This is a genomic window from Hominenteromicrobium sp. (assembly GCF_046974225.1).
GTDB classification, from domain to species: Bacteria; Bacillota; Clostridia; order Oscillospirales; family Acutalibacteraceae; genus Hominenteromicrobium; species Hominenteromicrobium mulieris.
Window position 1 is genome coordinate 91287 of record NZ_JBKWAE010000004.1, and the last position, 14480, is coordinate 105766.

The window sequence follows — 14480 nt, forward strand, 5'->3', positions numbered from 1 at the left end:
ATGGCAAAAACAACTAAAAAGAAAAACAAAATCTCTGTGTTTGATGTTGTCAACCTCATCGCTATGATCCTTGTCGGTCTTATCATGCTGATGCCAATCTTAAACCTTGCGGCAAAAGCATTCAGCAGCGAAGGCAACGTCATTGCGGGCAAGGTGCTCTTTTGGCCGCTTGGGCTCCAGACCGGTACCATAAAGTACGTCTTAACCACGCCGGAGTTCGGCACATCGTTCCTTGTCACCGTGACGGTCACGATTACCGGCACCATCGGCGCAATGCTGCTTACCGTTATGGCGGCCTACCCACTCTCGAAGCCGCATCTTATCGGCCGCAAGTTCTTCCTGTACATTTTCGTTTTTATTATGCTGTTCAGCGCAGGCATGGTGCCAAACTACATCTTGTTCCGCACGCTGCACCTGACGAACACCATTTTCGCACTCATTTTCTCCGGCATGTTCTCATCGTTTAATCTGTTCCTCATCAAAAACTATTTTGAAACGCTGCCGGAAGTCATTGAAGAGGCCGCCCGCATTGACGGTGCATCGAATATGCGCATTTTCTTCAGTGTGGTACTGCCCATGTCCACACCGGTGCTTGCCACCGTTACGCTGTACTACGCCGTTGCTTACTGGAGCAACTATTTTGCCGGCGTTATGTACATCACGGACGCAAACTTAAAGCCTCTGCAGCAGTACATGTTCGACCTTGTCACGCAGGCAACAAGCTTGCAGGATTCCTCCGGCAACTTCGGCGACGTGAACCAGGCGATGAACGTTTCCGGCGAGAATATCCGCGCCGCGACCATCGTCGTTTCCACCATTCCGATTCTCTGCGTATACCCGTTCTTACAGAAGTATTTCGTAAAGGGCATCACAATCGGTTCCGTTAAGGGCTAACATTAAATCCGTTATCAAGCAATAGGGGACTATTGCATGAATAAAATTCATTCAGCAAAGGAGTTACAACATGAAGAAAGTATTGAGCGCACTGCTCGCAGCTGCTATGATTCTCTCTCTCGCAGCTTGCAGCGGCGGCACGACCACATCCTCATCGTCTTCAAGCACCGCTTCCTCGGACAGCAGCACCGAAAGCAGCACGGTTTCCAGCGAATCCGAAGCCACCGAGGACGACCCGATCCTCACAGGCGAAAAGCCGGAGCTGAAGATCCTCAGCATGTATCAGGCTTATAACTATGAGGAGCAGCCGACATGGAAAATCGACGAAGAACTCACGGGCTACAAGACCAAGTGGTATGCTCTGCCGGCGGATAACGCCGACCAGAAGCTTCTGCTTGAGATCTCCAGCGGCGCAGACTACGACATCCTGCTCAGAGTTTCTCCAAGCCAGTACGCACAGCTCTCTAAGCAGAACGCATTGATCGACCTTTCCGGCATGCTGGACAAGTACGGATCCAACATCACGAATGCCATCAGTGAGCTTGCATGGCAGTCCGTTACGAACGATCAGGGCGTTGTAAACGGTATTCCGCATGAAAACATGCTGGCTTCCAAGGAAGAGCCGTACGGTATGCTCACCGGCGGCATCGGCGTGCGCAGCGATATGCTGGAAGAGCTCGGCATGGAGTTGCCGACGAACATCGATGACTTCACCGCGTTCCTTGAGGCTGCAAAAGAGAAGTACGGCTTCGCACCGCTGACCTCCAACAAGTCCAGCACATTCATTCAGGTCCTGCTCTCCGGCTTCGGCATGGGCGAGGCGGAATGGTACGACATCGACGGCACCTACACACACAGAATCAAGCACCCGCAGATCACCGCGTATCTTGAGTACATGCAGAAGCTCTATAAAGAAGGTCTCATGGATAACGATATGCCGATCAACACAGCAGATAACGCCAAAGAAAAATTTGCAAGCGCCAACGCTGTTGCCTGCGCACCGCTGATGTTCTGGGACATTCCGGCTATGGTCAACGCACTGGCAACGAATAACCCGGATTGCAAGATTGAGTTCGTGACGGACCTTGCGGCAGATGCGAATTCCAAGCCCACACACTACATCATGAAGGGCGCAAACTTCGTTTCCTGCATCTCGCAGAGCTCCAAGAACCCCGAGCATGCCATCAACTGGCTCAACATCCTCTCCGAACCGGATAACTATCGCAGAACCTACATCGGCGAAGAAGGCGTTTCCTACGAAGTGATTGACGGCAACTACACCCCAATCTTCACCGGCGACGATGCAACGAACTTCAATGCGTATACGAATTCCGATAAGCTCTCCGGCATCAACAACCCGACCGTTTCTTTCAAAATGTGGCAGGCCAGAGCGAGAAAGACTCCGGAAATGGCAGAAGCTTATGAAGCGATGAACGCTCGCGTAGACGAGTACGAGCCGCTCATCTCCATCGAGCTTTACGGCAAGACCTCCCCGAAGGTTCAGGAGTATGTCACGGCGCTGAATCAGGCATTCGGCGATTCCTTCCTGAAAGCGATCGTTGAGGGCACCGACCCGGATACCGCCATTGCAGCGATGCAGGCCGACTGGGACGCAAACGGTGGCCTTGAAGTCGAAGCTGCTATGCAGGAATTCTACGACGCAAATAAGTCCTACTCCGAATAATTTTACAGCCTCTCCTTAAAAATGTGATATGAAGAAAGCGATCCCGCCTTCTGCCCGCACGGCGGAGGGCGGGATCCTCTCCATAAAGAAAGGAATGTATATGAACACACTGCATATTCCCGAAAAGAAAATACCGGTCATCGATACCTTTGACACCGTCGTGCTCGGCGGCGGCACGGCAGGCGCTTTTGCGGGCATCGCTGCAGCTCGCCGCGGCAGCCGTACGCTCATCATCGAGCAGTTTGGCGCGCTCGGCGGCTCAGCTACCACCGGTCTTGTGCTGCCGCTGATGTTACTGCACATCAAAAATTATGATGGCCACTGCCCGCTGAGTGCAGAGCTTGTAGAGCGCCTGCGCACCGTCGGCGGGACAGAGGAAGACGCCAACTCTTTTGACCCCGTTATGGTGCAAATCACGTTAGAAGACATGGCGGCAGACAGTAACTGCGATATTCTGTATTACACCACGCTCGTGGATGCCGTGCTCGAAGATCGCACAATAACACACGTGATTGTCAACAATAAGAACGGCCTTGCGGCATACAAAGCGAAGTGCTTCATTGACTGCACCGGTGACGCTGACCTCATCAAGCTCGTCGGTGCGTCGTATCAGTCCGGCAACCACAACCGCGTGAATCAGCCGGTCTCCCTGCGCTTTGACATGGCGGGTATTGACTTTGAACGTTTCCACGCGTACATGCGCAGCCTCGGCAACGACCAATATAAATACTTTGCTATGAACACGCCCGGTATGAAAGACATTATCCGCAAGGCGTATGAAAACGGCGTGCTGACCGAGCAGGACGCGTGCTATTTTCAGGCATTCGGTATTCCCGGCCGCCCGGACGGCATGAACTTCAACTGCCCGGAGCTGACGACGAAAGAAAACGTTGTGGATGCGGAATTTATGACGCAAAAGCAGCTTGAGGGCAAAAAAGCCATTATGCGCCTGCGCAAATTCCTACGCGACTATATTCCGGGCTTTGAGAATGCGTATATCACAAGCATCGCGCAGCTCGTCGGCTTTCGTGAATCCCGCCGCATCGAAGCAGAATACATGCTGACGATTGAAGATGTGCTGACGTACAGAAAATTCCCGGACGGCATTGCTGCGAGCCATTATCCTATCGATGTGCACGGCGTGGACGATGTTTCGCTGGGACTCAAATATCAGCATGACGTACCGGTCGATGAACAGTATTGGGAAGTCCCGTTCCGGGTGATGATCCCGAAAACGCTCGATAACGTGCTTACAGCCGGGCGCTGCGCGGGTATGGATTTCCGTGCGCAGTCCGCCGCACGCATCCAACCCACCTGCCGCTCCATGGGTGAGGCCGCGGGCATCGCCGCCGCAATGGCCGTAAAGAACGAAGCCGTGCGGTTTAACGAGATCGACGGCACAGCCGTGCGCCGCGAGATCCGCCTGCCGGATAAATTCTAAAAATCAAAACTCAAAATTTTTCCTCCAAATCAGCAAAAGACGTGTACCGGGAAAGCCTGGCACACGTTTTTTGTTTTGTGCAACTTATGGGGAGCGCGGTATTGAAATTGCGTTGTTTTTTTGCTATAATAGAGTGAATTATAGTCTAAAGCGGTTTATCGGCGGAAAATCCGTGTTTGATAAACCGAAATGCCCGAACAAAACCGGCTTTTGCCGGAAGCTGAATATTAAAGTGAGGGAAAAACATGCGGATCATAATCGACGCATTCGGCGGCGACAACGCCCCGGACGAAATTATAAAAGGCTGCCGTCTGGCGGCAGATGAGCTCCATGTGCAGATCGTTTTAACCGGCGACGAAAAGAAGATCAGAGCAGCGGCGGAAAAGCTGAATGTTAACGTTTCCGATTTTGAGATCATCGACTGCCCGGATGTCATCACGATGGAGGATGAGCCCACAGCGATCACGCGCGCCAAAAAGCAAAGCTCAATGGCGGTTGGCCTGCGCGCTTTGGCAGAGGGCAAGGGCGATGCGTTTGCGTCCGCCGGCAACAGCGGCGCACTCGTCGTTGGCGCCACATTGCTCGTCAAGCGCATCAAAGGCGTCAAGCGCGTGGCATTTGCACCGCTCATGCCGAAATCCGAGGGCTTTTTCATGCTGGCAGACGGCGGCGCAAACAACGAATGCCGCCCCGAAATGTTGGAGCAGTTCGGCATGATGGGCTCTGTGTATATGCAGAAGGTCATGGGTGTTCAAAAGCCGCGCATCGGCCTTGCAAATGTCGGCACGGAGCCGCACAAGGGCGGCGAACTGCAGCACGCGGCGTTTGCACTGCTGAGCGAAAACAAAGACGTCCATTTCATCGGCAACATTGAAGCCAGAGACATTCCGTTTGATGCGGCAGATGTTGTGGTGTGCGACGGTTTTACGGGCAATATCCTTCTTAAGATGTATGAAGGCGTTGCCATGGCGCTGATGAATAAATTCAAGGCCGTTTTCAAAAAGAGCCTGAAAAATAAGCTTGCGGCGGCAATGGTTTTAAACGACATGAAAGCCATGAAAAAAGAGCTTGATTATAACGAATACGGCGGTGCGCCGATCCTCGGGTGCTCGAAGCCGGTCTTTAAGGTACATGGCAGCGCCAAGGCTTCTACGCTGAAAAACGCCATTGCGCTTACGGTGAAGTACGCCGAGTCCGGCATTATAAGTGAGATCACCGCAGCCCTACAAAACGAGAAAACGGAAAACACGAACGAATAACAAGACAGCAAAGGTATAACTATGAGATCATTGGATGAATTTGAAAAAAAGATCGGATATAGATTTAAGAACCGCAATCTGCTCATCACAGCGCTGACGCACTCCTCCTACGCAAACGAGAGCCGCGGCGGCGACCAGAGCTATGAGCGACTGGAATTCCTCGGCGATTCCATTTTGGGGTTTGTCACGGCGGAATACCTGTGCAAAGCGTTCCCGGATATTCCCGAAGGCAAGCTGACAAAGAAGCGTGCGGCGCTTGTATGCGAAAAATCGCTCTGCGGTTTTACACGCAGCTTCGGCGCAGGCGAGCTGCTGCGTCTCAGCCACGGCGAGCAGCACAGCGGCGGCAGAGAACGCCCAAGCATCTTAGCGGACGTGTTCGAATCCATTACGGCGGCGATCTATCTCGACTCCGGCAGCTTGGAGGAGGCCAAGCGCTTTGTACTGCACTACATTGAACCGGCGGCGCAGTCTGCAGGCGAACGCCCGTTTAAAGACCACAAGACGATGCTGCAGGAGATCATTCAGCAGAACCCCGGTGAACGGCTCGAATACGTCCTCACCGGCGAACATGGCCCCGACCATGACAAGCACTTCACCGTAGAGGTGCACCTCAACAGCAATGTCATCGGCAAGGGCGGCGGACGCAGCAAGAAGGAAGCCGAACAGCAGGCGGCACGCGAAGCACTGGAGCTGATGGGCTATTAAGCACGCGAATATCTCAATTTTTATTCCGCACAACGGCTGCCCGCAGCAATGCAGCTTCTGTAATCAGAACCGCATTACAGGTGAAAATCATCAGCCGCAGCCTGAAGAAGTGGCGGCGCTGCTGCAAAGCGCAGCAAAGCAAATGGGGGAGCGCGTGCAGAACGCCGAGATCGCATTTTTCGGCGGCAGCTTCACGGCAATCGACCCCGATTACCGTTTGGCGCTTTTAAAAATAGCGCACGCAGCATGCGAAACATACGGCTTTGCCGGTATCCGCTGCTCTACGCGGCCGGATGCCATTGATGATGAACGTCTGACCGTATTAAAGCAATACGGCGTAACGGCAATCGAGCTCGGTGCGCAGTCGATGGATGGCGAAGTGTTGCTGCTCAATCGTCGGGGGCATACCGCAAAGGATGTGGAAAACACTGCGCGGTTAATTCGCGCATACGGCTTTGAGCTCGGCTTGCAGATGATGACCGGGCTGCCCGGCGACAGTGACGCAAAGGCGATGAAGACTGTCGAAAGGCTGTTGGCTCTAAAGCCGAACACCATGCGCATTTACCCTACGATCGTCTTAGAAAACACACCACTGTGCGATTTGTACCGCGCAGGAAAATACACACCGCAGACCTTAGAGGATGCCGTTTCACTCTGTGCAAAGCTCATCCCGATGATTGAGCAGCGCGGCGTAAAGCTCATCCGTGTGGGGCTGCACGCCAGCGAAGAACTGGAAAACCGTGTCGCGGGACCGTTTCACCCCGCTTTTATGGAGCTGTGCCGCAGCGCGATCTTCCGAGAAAACGTCCTTAAAGCGCTTCAAGCCCGAAACGATTCGGAAGTTACGATCGATGTTGACCCGCGCATGCTTTCCGTTGCGCTCGGACAGAAAAAAGAAAATTTGCAGCATTTCTCTAAGCACGGCTACACCGTGCACATCCGCCCGGATGCTTCGCTTTCCGGCGGCACATACAGGCTACGATAGGCAGGTAAACAGATGCTTTTAAAATCTCTGGAGCTGCAGGGCTTCAAAACCTTTCCCGATAAAACGACTTTAAAATTTGAAAACGGCATCACGGCGGTCGTCGGTCCAAACGGCAGCGGCAAGAGCAACATCAGCGATGCCATGCGTTGGGTACTCGGCGAGCAGTCTACCCGCGCACTGCGCTGCTCCAAAATGGAGGACATCATTTTCAGCGGCACGCCGCAGCGCAAAGCGCAGGGCTTTTGCGAAGTGACCGTCACCATGGATAACACCGACCGCGAGTTGAATTACGACGGCGACACCGTTTCCGTTACGCGTCGTTTTTACCGCTCCGGCGAAAGTGAATACCGCATTAACAAAACGCTCGTACGTCTGCGCGACGTGCATGAGCTGTTCATGGATACCGGCCTCGGCCGCGACGGCTATTCCATCATCGGGCAGGGCAAGATCGATAGCATCGTCTCCGCAAAAAGCGAAGACCGCCGCGAGATTTTTGAAGAAGCCGCCGGCATTTCGCGCTTTCGCTACCGCAAAGAGGAAGCCGAACGCCGCTTGGAAAAAGCCGAAGAAAACCTCATTCGCCTGCACGATATTTTAAACGAACTCGAAGAACGCGTGGGCCCTTTACGCGAGCAGGCGGAGAAAGCCGAAAAGTTTATTGCACTCGACAGCGAGAAAAAGGAACTGGAGATCGGTTTGTGGCTTGAAACGCTGGAGCGCTCCGGCAAGATCGTGCGCGAGGTGGAGGAAAAGATTGCCTCCACGCAGAACAGCTACGAGGAAGCCGAAAGTGAGCTCAATGTGCTTTCCGCGCAAATCGAGCAGAATTTCACGGAAACGAACGGCTGCACCGCACAGATGGAAGAAGCACGTTTGAAGGCTTCCGAAGCCGATGAACTCGCCACCCGTAAAGAGGGAGAAGTTTCGGTGCTTGAAAATGATATTCTGCACGAACAGCAGACCATCCGCAGATTAAATGGCGAGATTGAAAGCGCCGCGCTGACCGGACAAACGCTTGAAGCGGATATTCAAGAAAAAGAACAGGCGGTAAAAGCAAAGGAAGCGGAAGCTGCGCAGAACCATGCCGATTTCGTTGCCTTTACCGCACAACTCGAGGAGCTGCGTGCCGGCACGGACAGCACCACGCGTGAGATCGACGCCGTTTCGGCTGAACTTGTGTCACTGAACGCCGCACTTTCCGAAATGCGCGTGCAGCAGTCCTCGGCGGAATCCTCCATGCAGGAGATTCGCGCCCGCGCCGAAACAGTGGATGCTGCGATCACCGAAAGCGAAGAACGCCTCGCAGCGCTTCACACGGAGTGCGAGGAGCTTGACGCCATGCTGCACGATACGGCGGAGTACATTCAAAACGCTGAAAACACTGTGCAGGGGCATGAAATGCGTGTGCAACAGCGCAGAAAACGCGCCGAAGCTGTGAAAGCCGAAGCCGACCGCCAGATGCTCGACGCCAAAGAAAAAGAGCGCCGCGCTGGACTGTTGGAAGACCTTGAACGCAATCTTGAAGGCTTCACGCAGAGCGTTAAAACTGTCATGCGCGAGAGCACGCGCGGCAATCTGCGTGGTATCCATGGACCTGTTACACGGCTTTTAAAAGTCCCGCGCGAATACGCCGTGGCACTGGAGACCGCGCTCGGCGCCGCCATGCAGAACGTCGTCGTTGATTCCGAAGATGCGGCGAAAGCGGCTATTCGCTTATTGAAACAGCGCGATTCCGGCCGTGCGACATTCCTGCCGCTGACCACGGTGCGCGGTACGGTTATCGATGCGCGCGATGTGCAGAATATGCCCGGCTTTGTGGGCGTGGCTTCAACACTCTGCCACTGTGATGAGCAGTACGCCGGCATCCGCGATTCTCTGCTCGGCCGCACTATTGTTGCAGAAGACCTTGACCGCGCGGCGGAGATTGCACGGCGTATTCGGTTCCGCTACCGTGTCGTCAGCTTGGACGGGCAGATTGTCAATGCGGGCGGTTCGTTCACCGGCGGTTCCGCGGCGCGCAACTCCGGCCTTTTGAGCCGCTCGGCGGAGATTGCACGCATTCGCGCAGACGCACAAATGCTGGCGCAGGCTGCAAATGAAACACTGGAGCGCCACAAGGCTACACAGCAGGAAGTGCTGCAGGCCATGGCGGAGCTTGAAAACGCCAAGGCCGTGCTGGCGCAGCACAGGGAAGATGAGATCCGCTTCAAAGCGGAAGCGGCCCGTGCCGCACGCGACGTGGAGACGGAAACCGCGAACCTTGCTTCTCTGCGCGACGAAAAAGAAAGTGCCGCAAGGCGTCTGAGCGGTTTTGTGCAGACCGCAGACAGCGCCCAGCAGAAAACAGAAGAAACAGAAGACAAAATTCAGGCAGCCAGAAGCAAAATGGAATCCATGGTCGGCGACCGCGAGGACGCAATGCATCGTTGTGATGAGACCTTGCAGCATTTGCAGGAAATCCGTTTTGCGGGGCTCGCCATCGAAAAAGACAAAGAATCGCTTGAAAATGCTGTGCAAACGCTGAAAGCACAGCAGTCCGAACGCGCTGCACGTATAGAAAGTTTAAATCAAGAACTTGCGGAAAGCTTCGAGAAGATCAAAGCGCGCGAAGCGGATATTGAAAACCGAAAAATTGAATCTGCTAATCTGCGTGAGACCGCAAAGGAAAAACGGCAATCGGTCAGCGCCATCGCCGCAAAGCGCACGGTACTCGAGCAACAGACGAGCGAGTTGCGCCAAAAGGAACGCGAAGCTTCCTCGCGCCGCGAGACGATTGGCCTTGAACTTGCCCGTCTGCGCGAACGCCGTGAAAACCAGAGCGGTGAATACGACGCTATCCTCAAAAAGCTGTGGGAAGAATACGAGCTCACCCGCCGCGAAGCCGAGGAAATGAACATCACGATTGAAGATGTGCCCACGGCGCAAAGGCGGTTGTCCGAACTTAAAAACAGCATCAAAGCGCTCGGCTCCGTCAACGTGGCGGCTGTTGTGGAATACAAAGAGGTTTCGGAGCGCTACAATTTCCTCAAAATGCAAACGGACGACGTGCAGCGCTCCCGCGCCGAGCTGTTAAAGCTCATCGACAACTTGACAAAGCAGATGCAGACGCAGTTTGCAGAGCGCTTTTCCGTCATCAATCAGAATTTCAGCCGGATTTTTCAGGAGTTATTCGGCGGCGGATCGGCAGAGCTTTGCTTTACGGACAGCGGCGATGTACTGCATTCCGGCATCGATATCCGCGTGCACCCGCCGGGCAAGATCGTCTCGCACATCGAGCTGCTTTCCGGCGGCGAAAAGGCGCTTGTGGCAATTTCGCTTTACTTTGCAATCATGCGCGTAAATCCACCGTCGTTCTGTATGCTCGACGAGATCGAAGCTGCACTGGATGACGTAAATGTCGTGCGCTTTGCAAATTACCTGCGCCGCATGAACCAAAAGACACAGTTCATCGTCATCACGCACCGCCGCGGCACGATGGAAGAAGCTGATATGCTCTACGGCGTGACGATGCAGGACCAGGGCATTTCGAAACTCTTGGCACTGCACGCACACGAAGCGCAGGAAAAACTGGGTATAACAACATAAATTCGGAAAAGAGGTGCCTGAATGGGCTTTTTTGATAAGATCAAAGCGGGACTAAAAAAAACAAGAGACAGCATCACCGGGCAGATTAGCAGCATGCTCCACGCGTTCACAAAGATCGATGAGGAGCTGTTTGAGGAGCTTGAAGAGCTGCTTGTCATGGCGGACGTCGGCATGAACACCGCGACCGAAATCTGCGATACGCTCCGCGCACGCGTGAAAGAGCGCGGCATCACAGACCCGAACGAGATTATGACGCTTTTGCAGGAGGTCGTCACGGAGATGGTCAGCGGCGACAACGAGTTGCATCTCGATACGCAGCCATCCGTCATCCTTGTCATCGGCGTGAACGGCGTCGGCAAAACGACGACCATCGGCAAGCTGGCTTCCCGCCTTAAAAAAGAGGGCAAATCGGTAATTTTGGGCGCGGCGGATACGTTCCGCGCGGCGGCCATTGAGCAGCTTGAAGTCTGGGCAGAGCGCGCAGACGTGCCGATCATCAAGCATGCAGAGGGCGCAGACCCCGCCGCCGTCGTGTACGATACAATCTCCGCGGCGAAGGCACGTCACGCCGATGTGGTCATCTGTGATACGGCCGGACGCCTGCACAATAAGAAAAACCTGATGGACGAGCTTTCCAAAATTTCGCGCATCATCGATAAGGGTCTGCCGGGCTGCAGCAAAGAAGTTTTGCTTGTGCTCGATGCCACAACGGGGCAGAACGCCGTCAATCAGGCGCGTGAATTCAAAGAAGCCGCAGGACTCACGGGTATCGTGCTCACAAAGCTCGACGGCACCGCAAAGGGCGGCGTTGTGTTGGCAATCCACCGGGATCTCGGTTTGCCGGTGAAGTTCATCGGCGTCGGCGAGCAGGTGGACGATCTGCAGCCGTTTGACGCGGAGGATTTCGCCCGCGCGCTGTTCGAGCGGAGACCGGAAGCATGAGGCTCGCCGTTTTTTCCGATGTACACAGCAACCACCATGCGCTGAAAGCTTGCCTGAAGGAAGCGGAAAAGCAAAAAGCGGATGGGTACATTTTCCTCGGCGATTATATTTCGGACTGTGCAAACCCGCACGAGACTATGAAGCTAATATACCGCGCAAAGCAGGAAATGCCCTGCTGGTTCGTGCGCGGCAACCGCGAAGAATATGTGCTGAACCACCACAACTTCGGCAGCGATTGGGCAAACGGCACTACAACAGGCTCCCTTCTATACACCTACGAGGGGCTAACGGCGGAGGATCTCGAGTTCATCTCCGTATTGCCGTTTATGCAGACAATTGATCCAAACGGCAAGTGTCCCATACGCATTTGCCACGGCTCACCGGAAAAAACGCGCGACACGCTGCGCCCGTTCTCCTATAAAATAGAAAGCTGGCTTTTAAAAATCGACGAGCGCGTGCTTTTAAGCGGTCACACGCATCAGCCGTGCAGCGCGCACACAATGGGCAAGCTGTACGTGAACCCCGGTGCGGTCGGCGTGCAGTGTACGCAAACCGTCACGGCGAAAATGGCGCTGCTCGATTCCGACGGAAACACATGGAACGAAACGCTGCTCGAAGTGCCGTATGACATTGACGCCGCAGCGCGGGAAATCCGCGAAAGCGGACTGCTGACCCGCGCGGGCGTGTGGGGGTATGCGATTTTAAAACAGCTTTACACCGGCAAAAATTATTCGCTTTTCTGCGTGCAGCGCGCAGAAGAGCTTGCAGCGGGCGGCCCCGTACTTTTAGAGCATTGGCAGCAAGCCGCACGCGATTTCGGAATTTTGGAGGGATAACGCATGAACATGATCATTGCAACGCATAATGCGCATAAAATAGAGGAATTCGGCCGCATTTTGGCGCCGCTTGGCATCACCGTGCAGACGGCCGAGCTGACCGAGGCGGAAGAGACCGGCACCACGTTCCGTGAAAACGCGTATATCAAGGCGAAATCCGCGTGTGACGAAACGGGCCTGCCGTGCGTCGCGGACGATTCCGGCTTATCGATCGATTATTTAAACGGCGAGCCGGGCGTGTATTCCGCACGGTATGCCGAGCCGGGCAAGCGTAAGGCAACGGTACTTGAAAAGCTCAAGGGCGTGCCGGAAGAAAAGCGCGGCGCACACTTTACAAGTGCCATCTGCTGTGTATTCCCGAACGGCGACGTACTTGAAGCTGAGGGCTACTGCTACGGGCGCATCGCAGAGGAATGCCGCGGCGAAAGCGGTTTCGGTTATGACCCCATTTTCATCTGCACCGAAGAAGGCTGCGCGGGCAAGACGTTCGGCGAAGCGACAGCAGAAGAAAAGGATGCCGTGAGCCACCGAGGGAAATCCTTGCGTATTTTCGCAGAAAAACTTGAAAACTACTTGAAAGACAAAGAGGGATAAATTATGCTGACCAGTAAACAAAGAGCGTATCTCCGCTCGCTCGCCGTAAATGAAGACACCATTTTGATGATTGGCAAGGGCGGCATCGATGGAGATGTCGTAAAGCAGGCCGCAGACGCTATTTTTAAGCGTGAACTCATCAAGGGCAAAGTGTTGGAGACTGCGCCGGTCTCTCCGCGTGAAGCCGCAGAAGCGCTCGCAGAGCAGACGGAAAGCGAAGTCGTGCAGGTCATCGGTTCCAAATTTGCGCTTTATAAACGCAACGAAAAGGATCCGAAGATCGTCCTGCCGCGTGCGAAAAAGGCATAAGCCATGCGCATCGGCATTTACGGCGGCACGTTCAATCCCATCCACACGGCGCATGTGCACCTTGTGCGGGAGTTTATTAAGCGTCTGTCGCTTGACCGCGTGATTTTGATTCCGACGGGCACGCCGCCGCACAAAGCGACACATCAGCTTGCAAGCGGGGCAGACCGCATTGAAATGTGCAGGCTTGCGGCGGCAGACATCGCCGAATGTCCCGTCACAGTCTCGGATATTGAAGTGCTGCGCACGGGCAAAAGCTACACGGCAGACACCATGACGGAACTGAAAGCGCAATATCCCGACGATGCGCTCTTTTTGCTGATGGGGGAAGACATGTTCTGCACCGTCGAAAAGTGGTATCACCCGGAGCGCATTTTCGCCGCGGCAGAGATCTGCGCCGCACCGCGTGACAAGGATAGCTTCCAAACGCTTGTCACACACGGAGAAGAAGTGAAGGAAAAGTTCCCGCAGCTGCGCTTTACCGTGCAGAACATCGAGTTTTTGCCTGTCTCATCGACGATGGTGCGCGAAAAAAGTCTGCAGGGCGAAGATATAAGCGGTCTTGTGCCCGCAGGCGTCGCGGAATACATCCAAAAAAAGAGGCTTTACACGCATGAATAAGAAAGAAAAACAGCAATATATCGATATCATCAAGCCCATGCTCACGCAAAAACGTTTCGAACACTCCTTAAATGTTTCGGAAGAAGCGGTAAAGCTTGCAAAAAAATACGGTGCCGATACCGAAAAAGCGGAGCTTGCAGGGCTTTTGCACGATATTTTGAAGGATACACCCCCGGAGAAACAGTTGAAAATTCTCGCGGACTTTGGTATAATTATGAGAGACGTTGAACTTTCCGCTAAAAAGTTCTGGCATGCCATCAGCGGCGCGGTGTATATCAAGCATGTTCTGCACATTGAGGACGAGGATGTTTACAATGCCGTGCGATACCACACCACGGGCAGAAAAAACATGACGTTACTCGAAAAAGTCATTTTTATCGCGGATTTCATCTCCAAAGACCGCAATTACCCCGGCGTAGAGGATATGCGCAAGGCCGCGTATAAAAGCCTTGACAAAGCTATTGTGGAGGGCATCGCGTTCACCATTACGGAGCTCGCAAAAGACCGCGCGCCCATCGTGCCGGAGACCATAGACGCATATAATGACGCGGTGTGGGCTTTGCGGCACGGCAACTAAGCGGAAGGAAGCATAAAAATCGCGCAGCGCGCAGAAAGGAATGGCTAA

The 14480-nt window shown here is 54.1% G+C and carries 13 protein-coding genes; all 13 read left to right on the top strand.

Annotated elements, in window-relative coordinates:
- The 13 genes from ACLTX1_RS04585 (at window position 1) to yqeK (ending at window position 14432) form a co-directional block, all read left to right on the top strand.
- Complete coding sequence (locus ACLTX1_RS04585) at window positions 1–894, top strand: carbohydrate ABC transporter permease (protein WP_308448413.1); 894 nt, start codon at window positions 1–3, stop codon at window positions 892–894.
- A gap of 70 nt (window positions 895–964) precedes the next feature.
- Window positions 965–2578 carry an extracellular solute-binding protein gene (locus ACLTX1_RS04590; RefSeq protein WP_343284420.1) on the top strand — a complete coding sequence of 538 codons (1614 nt, stop codon included), beginning with the start codon at window positions 965–967 and terminating at the stop codon, window positions 2576–2578.
- Window positions 2579–2678: 100 nt separating this feature from the next.
- Window positions 2679–4019 carry an FAD-dependent oxidoreductase gene (locus ACLTX1_RS04595; protein ID WP_308448411.1) on the top strand — a complete coding sequence of 447 codons (1341 nt, stop codon included), beginning with the start codon at window positions 2679–2681 and terminating at the stop codon, window positions 4017–4019.
- A gap of 245 nt (window positions 4020–4264) precedes the next feature.
- A complete protein-coding gene (plsX, locus tag ACLTX1_RS04600) occupies window positions 4265–5278 on the top strand; it encodes a phosphate acyltransferase PlsX (protein ID WP_176820216.1) in 1014 nt (337 codons plus the stop codon).
- Between the two features lie 21 nt (window positions 5279–5299).
- Window positions 5300–5986, top strand: coding sequence for a ribonuclease III (gene rnc / locus ACLTX1_RS04605; protein ID WP_308448409.1), 687 nt, complete (start codon window positions 5300–5302; stop codon window positions 5984–5986).
- A 22-nt stretch (window positions 5987–6008) separates the two neighbouring features.
- Window positions 6009–6971 carry an elongator complex protein 3 gene (locus tag ACLTX1_RS04610; RefSeq protein ID WP_412263867.1) on the top strand — a complete coding sequence of 321 codons (963 nt, stop codon included), beginning with the start codon at window positions 6009–6011 and terminating at the stop codon, window positions 6969–6971.
- Between the two features lie 12 nt (window positions 6972–6983).
- Window positions 6984–10556 (top strand): chromosome segregation protein SMC, encoded by a 3573-nt coding sequence (gene smc / locus ACLTX1_RS04615; protein ID WP_308448408.1) that lies wholly within the window; start codon window positions 6984–6986, stop codon window positions 10554–10556.
- A gap of 21 nt (window positions 10557–10577) precedes the next feature.
- A complete protein-coding gene (gene ftsY / locus ACLTX1_RS04620; RefSeq protein ID WP_308448407.1) occupies window positions 10578–11498 on the top strand; it encodes a signal recognition particle-docking protein FtsY in 921 nt (306 codons plus the stop codon).
- Complete coding sequence (locus ACLTX1_RS04625; RefSeq protein ID WP_412330531.1) at window positions 11495–12334, top strand: metallophosphoesterase family protein; 840 nt, start codon at window positions 11495–11497, stop codon at window positions 12332–12334. Before ftsY ends, ACLTX1_RS04625 begins: the two co-directional genes overlap by 4 nt.
- A 3-nt stretch (window positions 12335–12337) precedes the next feature.
- Window positions 12338–12928: an RdgB/HAM1 family non-canonical purine NTP pyrophosphatase gene (gene rdgB / locus ACLTX1_RS04630; protein ID WP_316688390.1), complete on the top strand. Its 591-nt coding sequence runs from the start codon at window positions 12338–12340 to the stop codon at window positions 12926–12928.
- Window positions 12929–12931: 3 nt separating this feature from the next.
- Window positions 12932–13237 (top strand): YhbY family RNA-binding protein, encoded by a 306-nt coding sequence (locus ACLTX1_RS04635; protein ID WP_308448404.1) that lies wholly within the window; start codon window positions 12932–12934, stop codon window positions 13235–13237.
- A 3-nt stretch (window positions 13238–13240) separates the two neighbouring features.
- Window positions 13241–13855: a nicotinate-nucleotide adenylyltransferase gene (gene nadD, locus ACLTX1_RS04640; protein WP_308448403.1), complete on the top strand. Its 615-nt coding sequence runs from the start codon at window positions 13241–13243 to the stop codon at window positions 13853–13855.
- Entirely contained in the window at window positions 13848–14432 is a 585-nt protein-coding gene (yqeK, locus tag ACLTX1_RS04645; protein WP_308448402.1) for a bis(5'-nucleosyl)-tetraphosphatase (symmetrical) YqeK, read from the top strand. Before nadD ends, yqeK begins: the two co-directional genes overlap by 8 nt.
- Window positions 14433–14480 lie beyond the last annotated feature (48 nt).

What these genes read in the sequence shown, in the direction of transcription:
- rdgB (WP_316688390.1), top strand. Translation starts at nt 12,338, where the DNA reads ATGAACATGATCATTGCAACGCATAATGCGCATAAAATAGAGGAATTC.
- nadD (WP_308448403.1), top strand. Translation starts at nt 13,241, where the DNA reads ATGCGCATCGGCATTTACGGCGGCACGTTCAATCCCATCCACACGGCG.
- plsX (WP_176820216.1), top strand. Translation starts at nt 4,265, where the DNA reads ATGCGGATCATAATCGACGCATTCGGCGGCGACAACGCCCCGGACGAA.
- ftsY (WP_308448407.1), top strand. Translation starts at nt 10,578, where the DNA reads ATGGGCTTTTTTGATAAGATCAAAGCGGGACTAAAAAAAACAAGAGAC.
- ACLTX1_RS04585 (WP_308448413.1), top strand. Translation starts at nt 1, where the DNA reads ATGGCAAAAACAACTAAAAAGAAAAACAAAATCTCTGTGTTTGATGTT.
- ACLTX1_RS04595 (WP_308448411.1), top strand. Translation starts at nt 2,679, where the DNA reads ATGAACACACTGCATATTCCCGAAAAGAAAATACCGGTCATCGATACC.
- smc (WP_308448408.1), top strand. Translation starts at nt 6,984, where the DNA reads ATGCTTTTAAAATCTCTGGAGCTGCAGGGCTTCAAAACCTTTCCCGAT.
- ACLTX1_RS04635 (WP_308448404.1), top strand. Translation starts at nt 12,932, where the DNA reads ATGCTGACCAGTAAACAAAGAGCGTATCTCCGCTCGCTCGCCGTAAAT.
- ACLTX1_RS04625 (WP_412330531.1), top strand. Translation starts at nt 11,495, where the DNA reads ATGAGGCTCGCCGTTTTTTCCGATGTACACAGCAACCACCATGCGCTG.
- yqeK (WP_308448402.1), top strand. Translation starts at nt 13,848, where the DNA reads ATGAATAAGAAAGAAAAACAGCAATATATCGATATCATCAAGCCCATG.
- ACLTX1_RS04590 (WP_343284420.1), top strand. Translation starts at nt 965, where the DNA reads ATGAAGAAAGTATTGAGCGCACTGCTCGCAGCTGCTATGATTCTCTCT.
- rnc (WP_308448409.1), top strand. Translation starts at nt 5,300, where the DNA reads ATGAGATCATTGGATGAATTTGAAAAAAAGATCGGATATAGATTTAAG.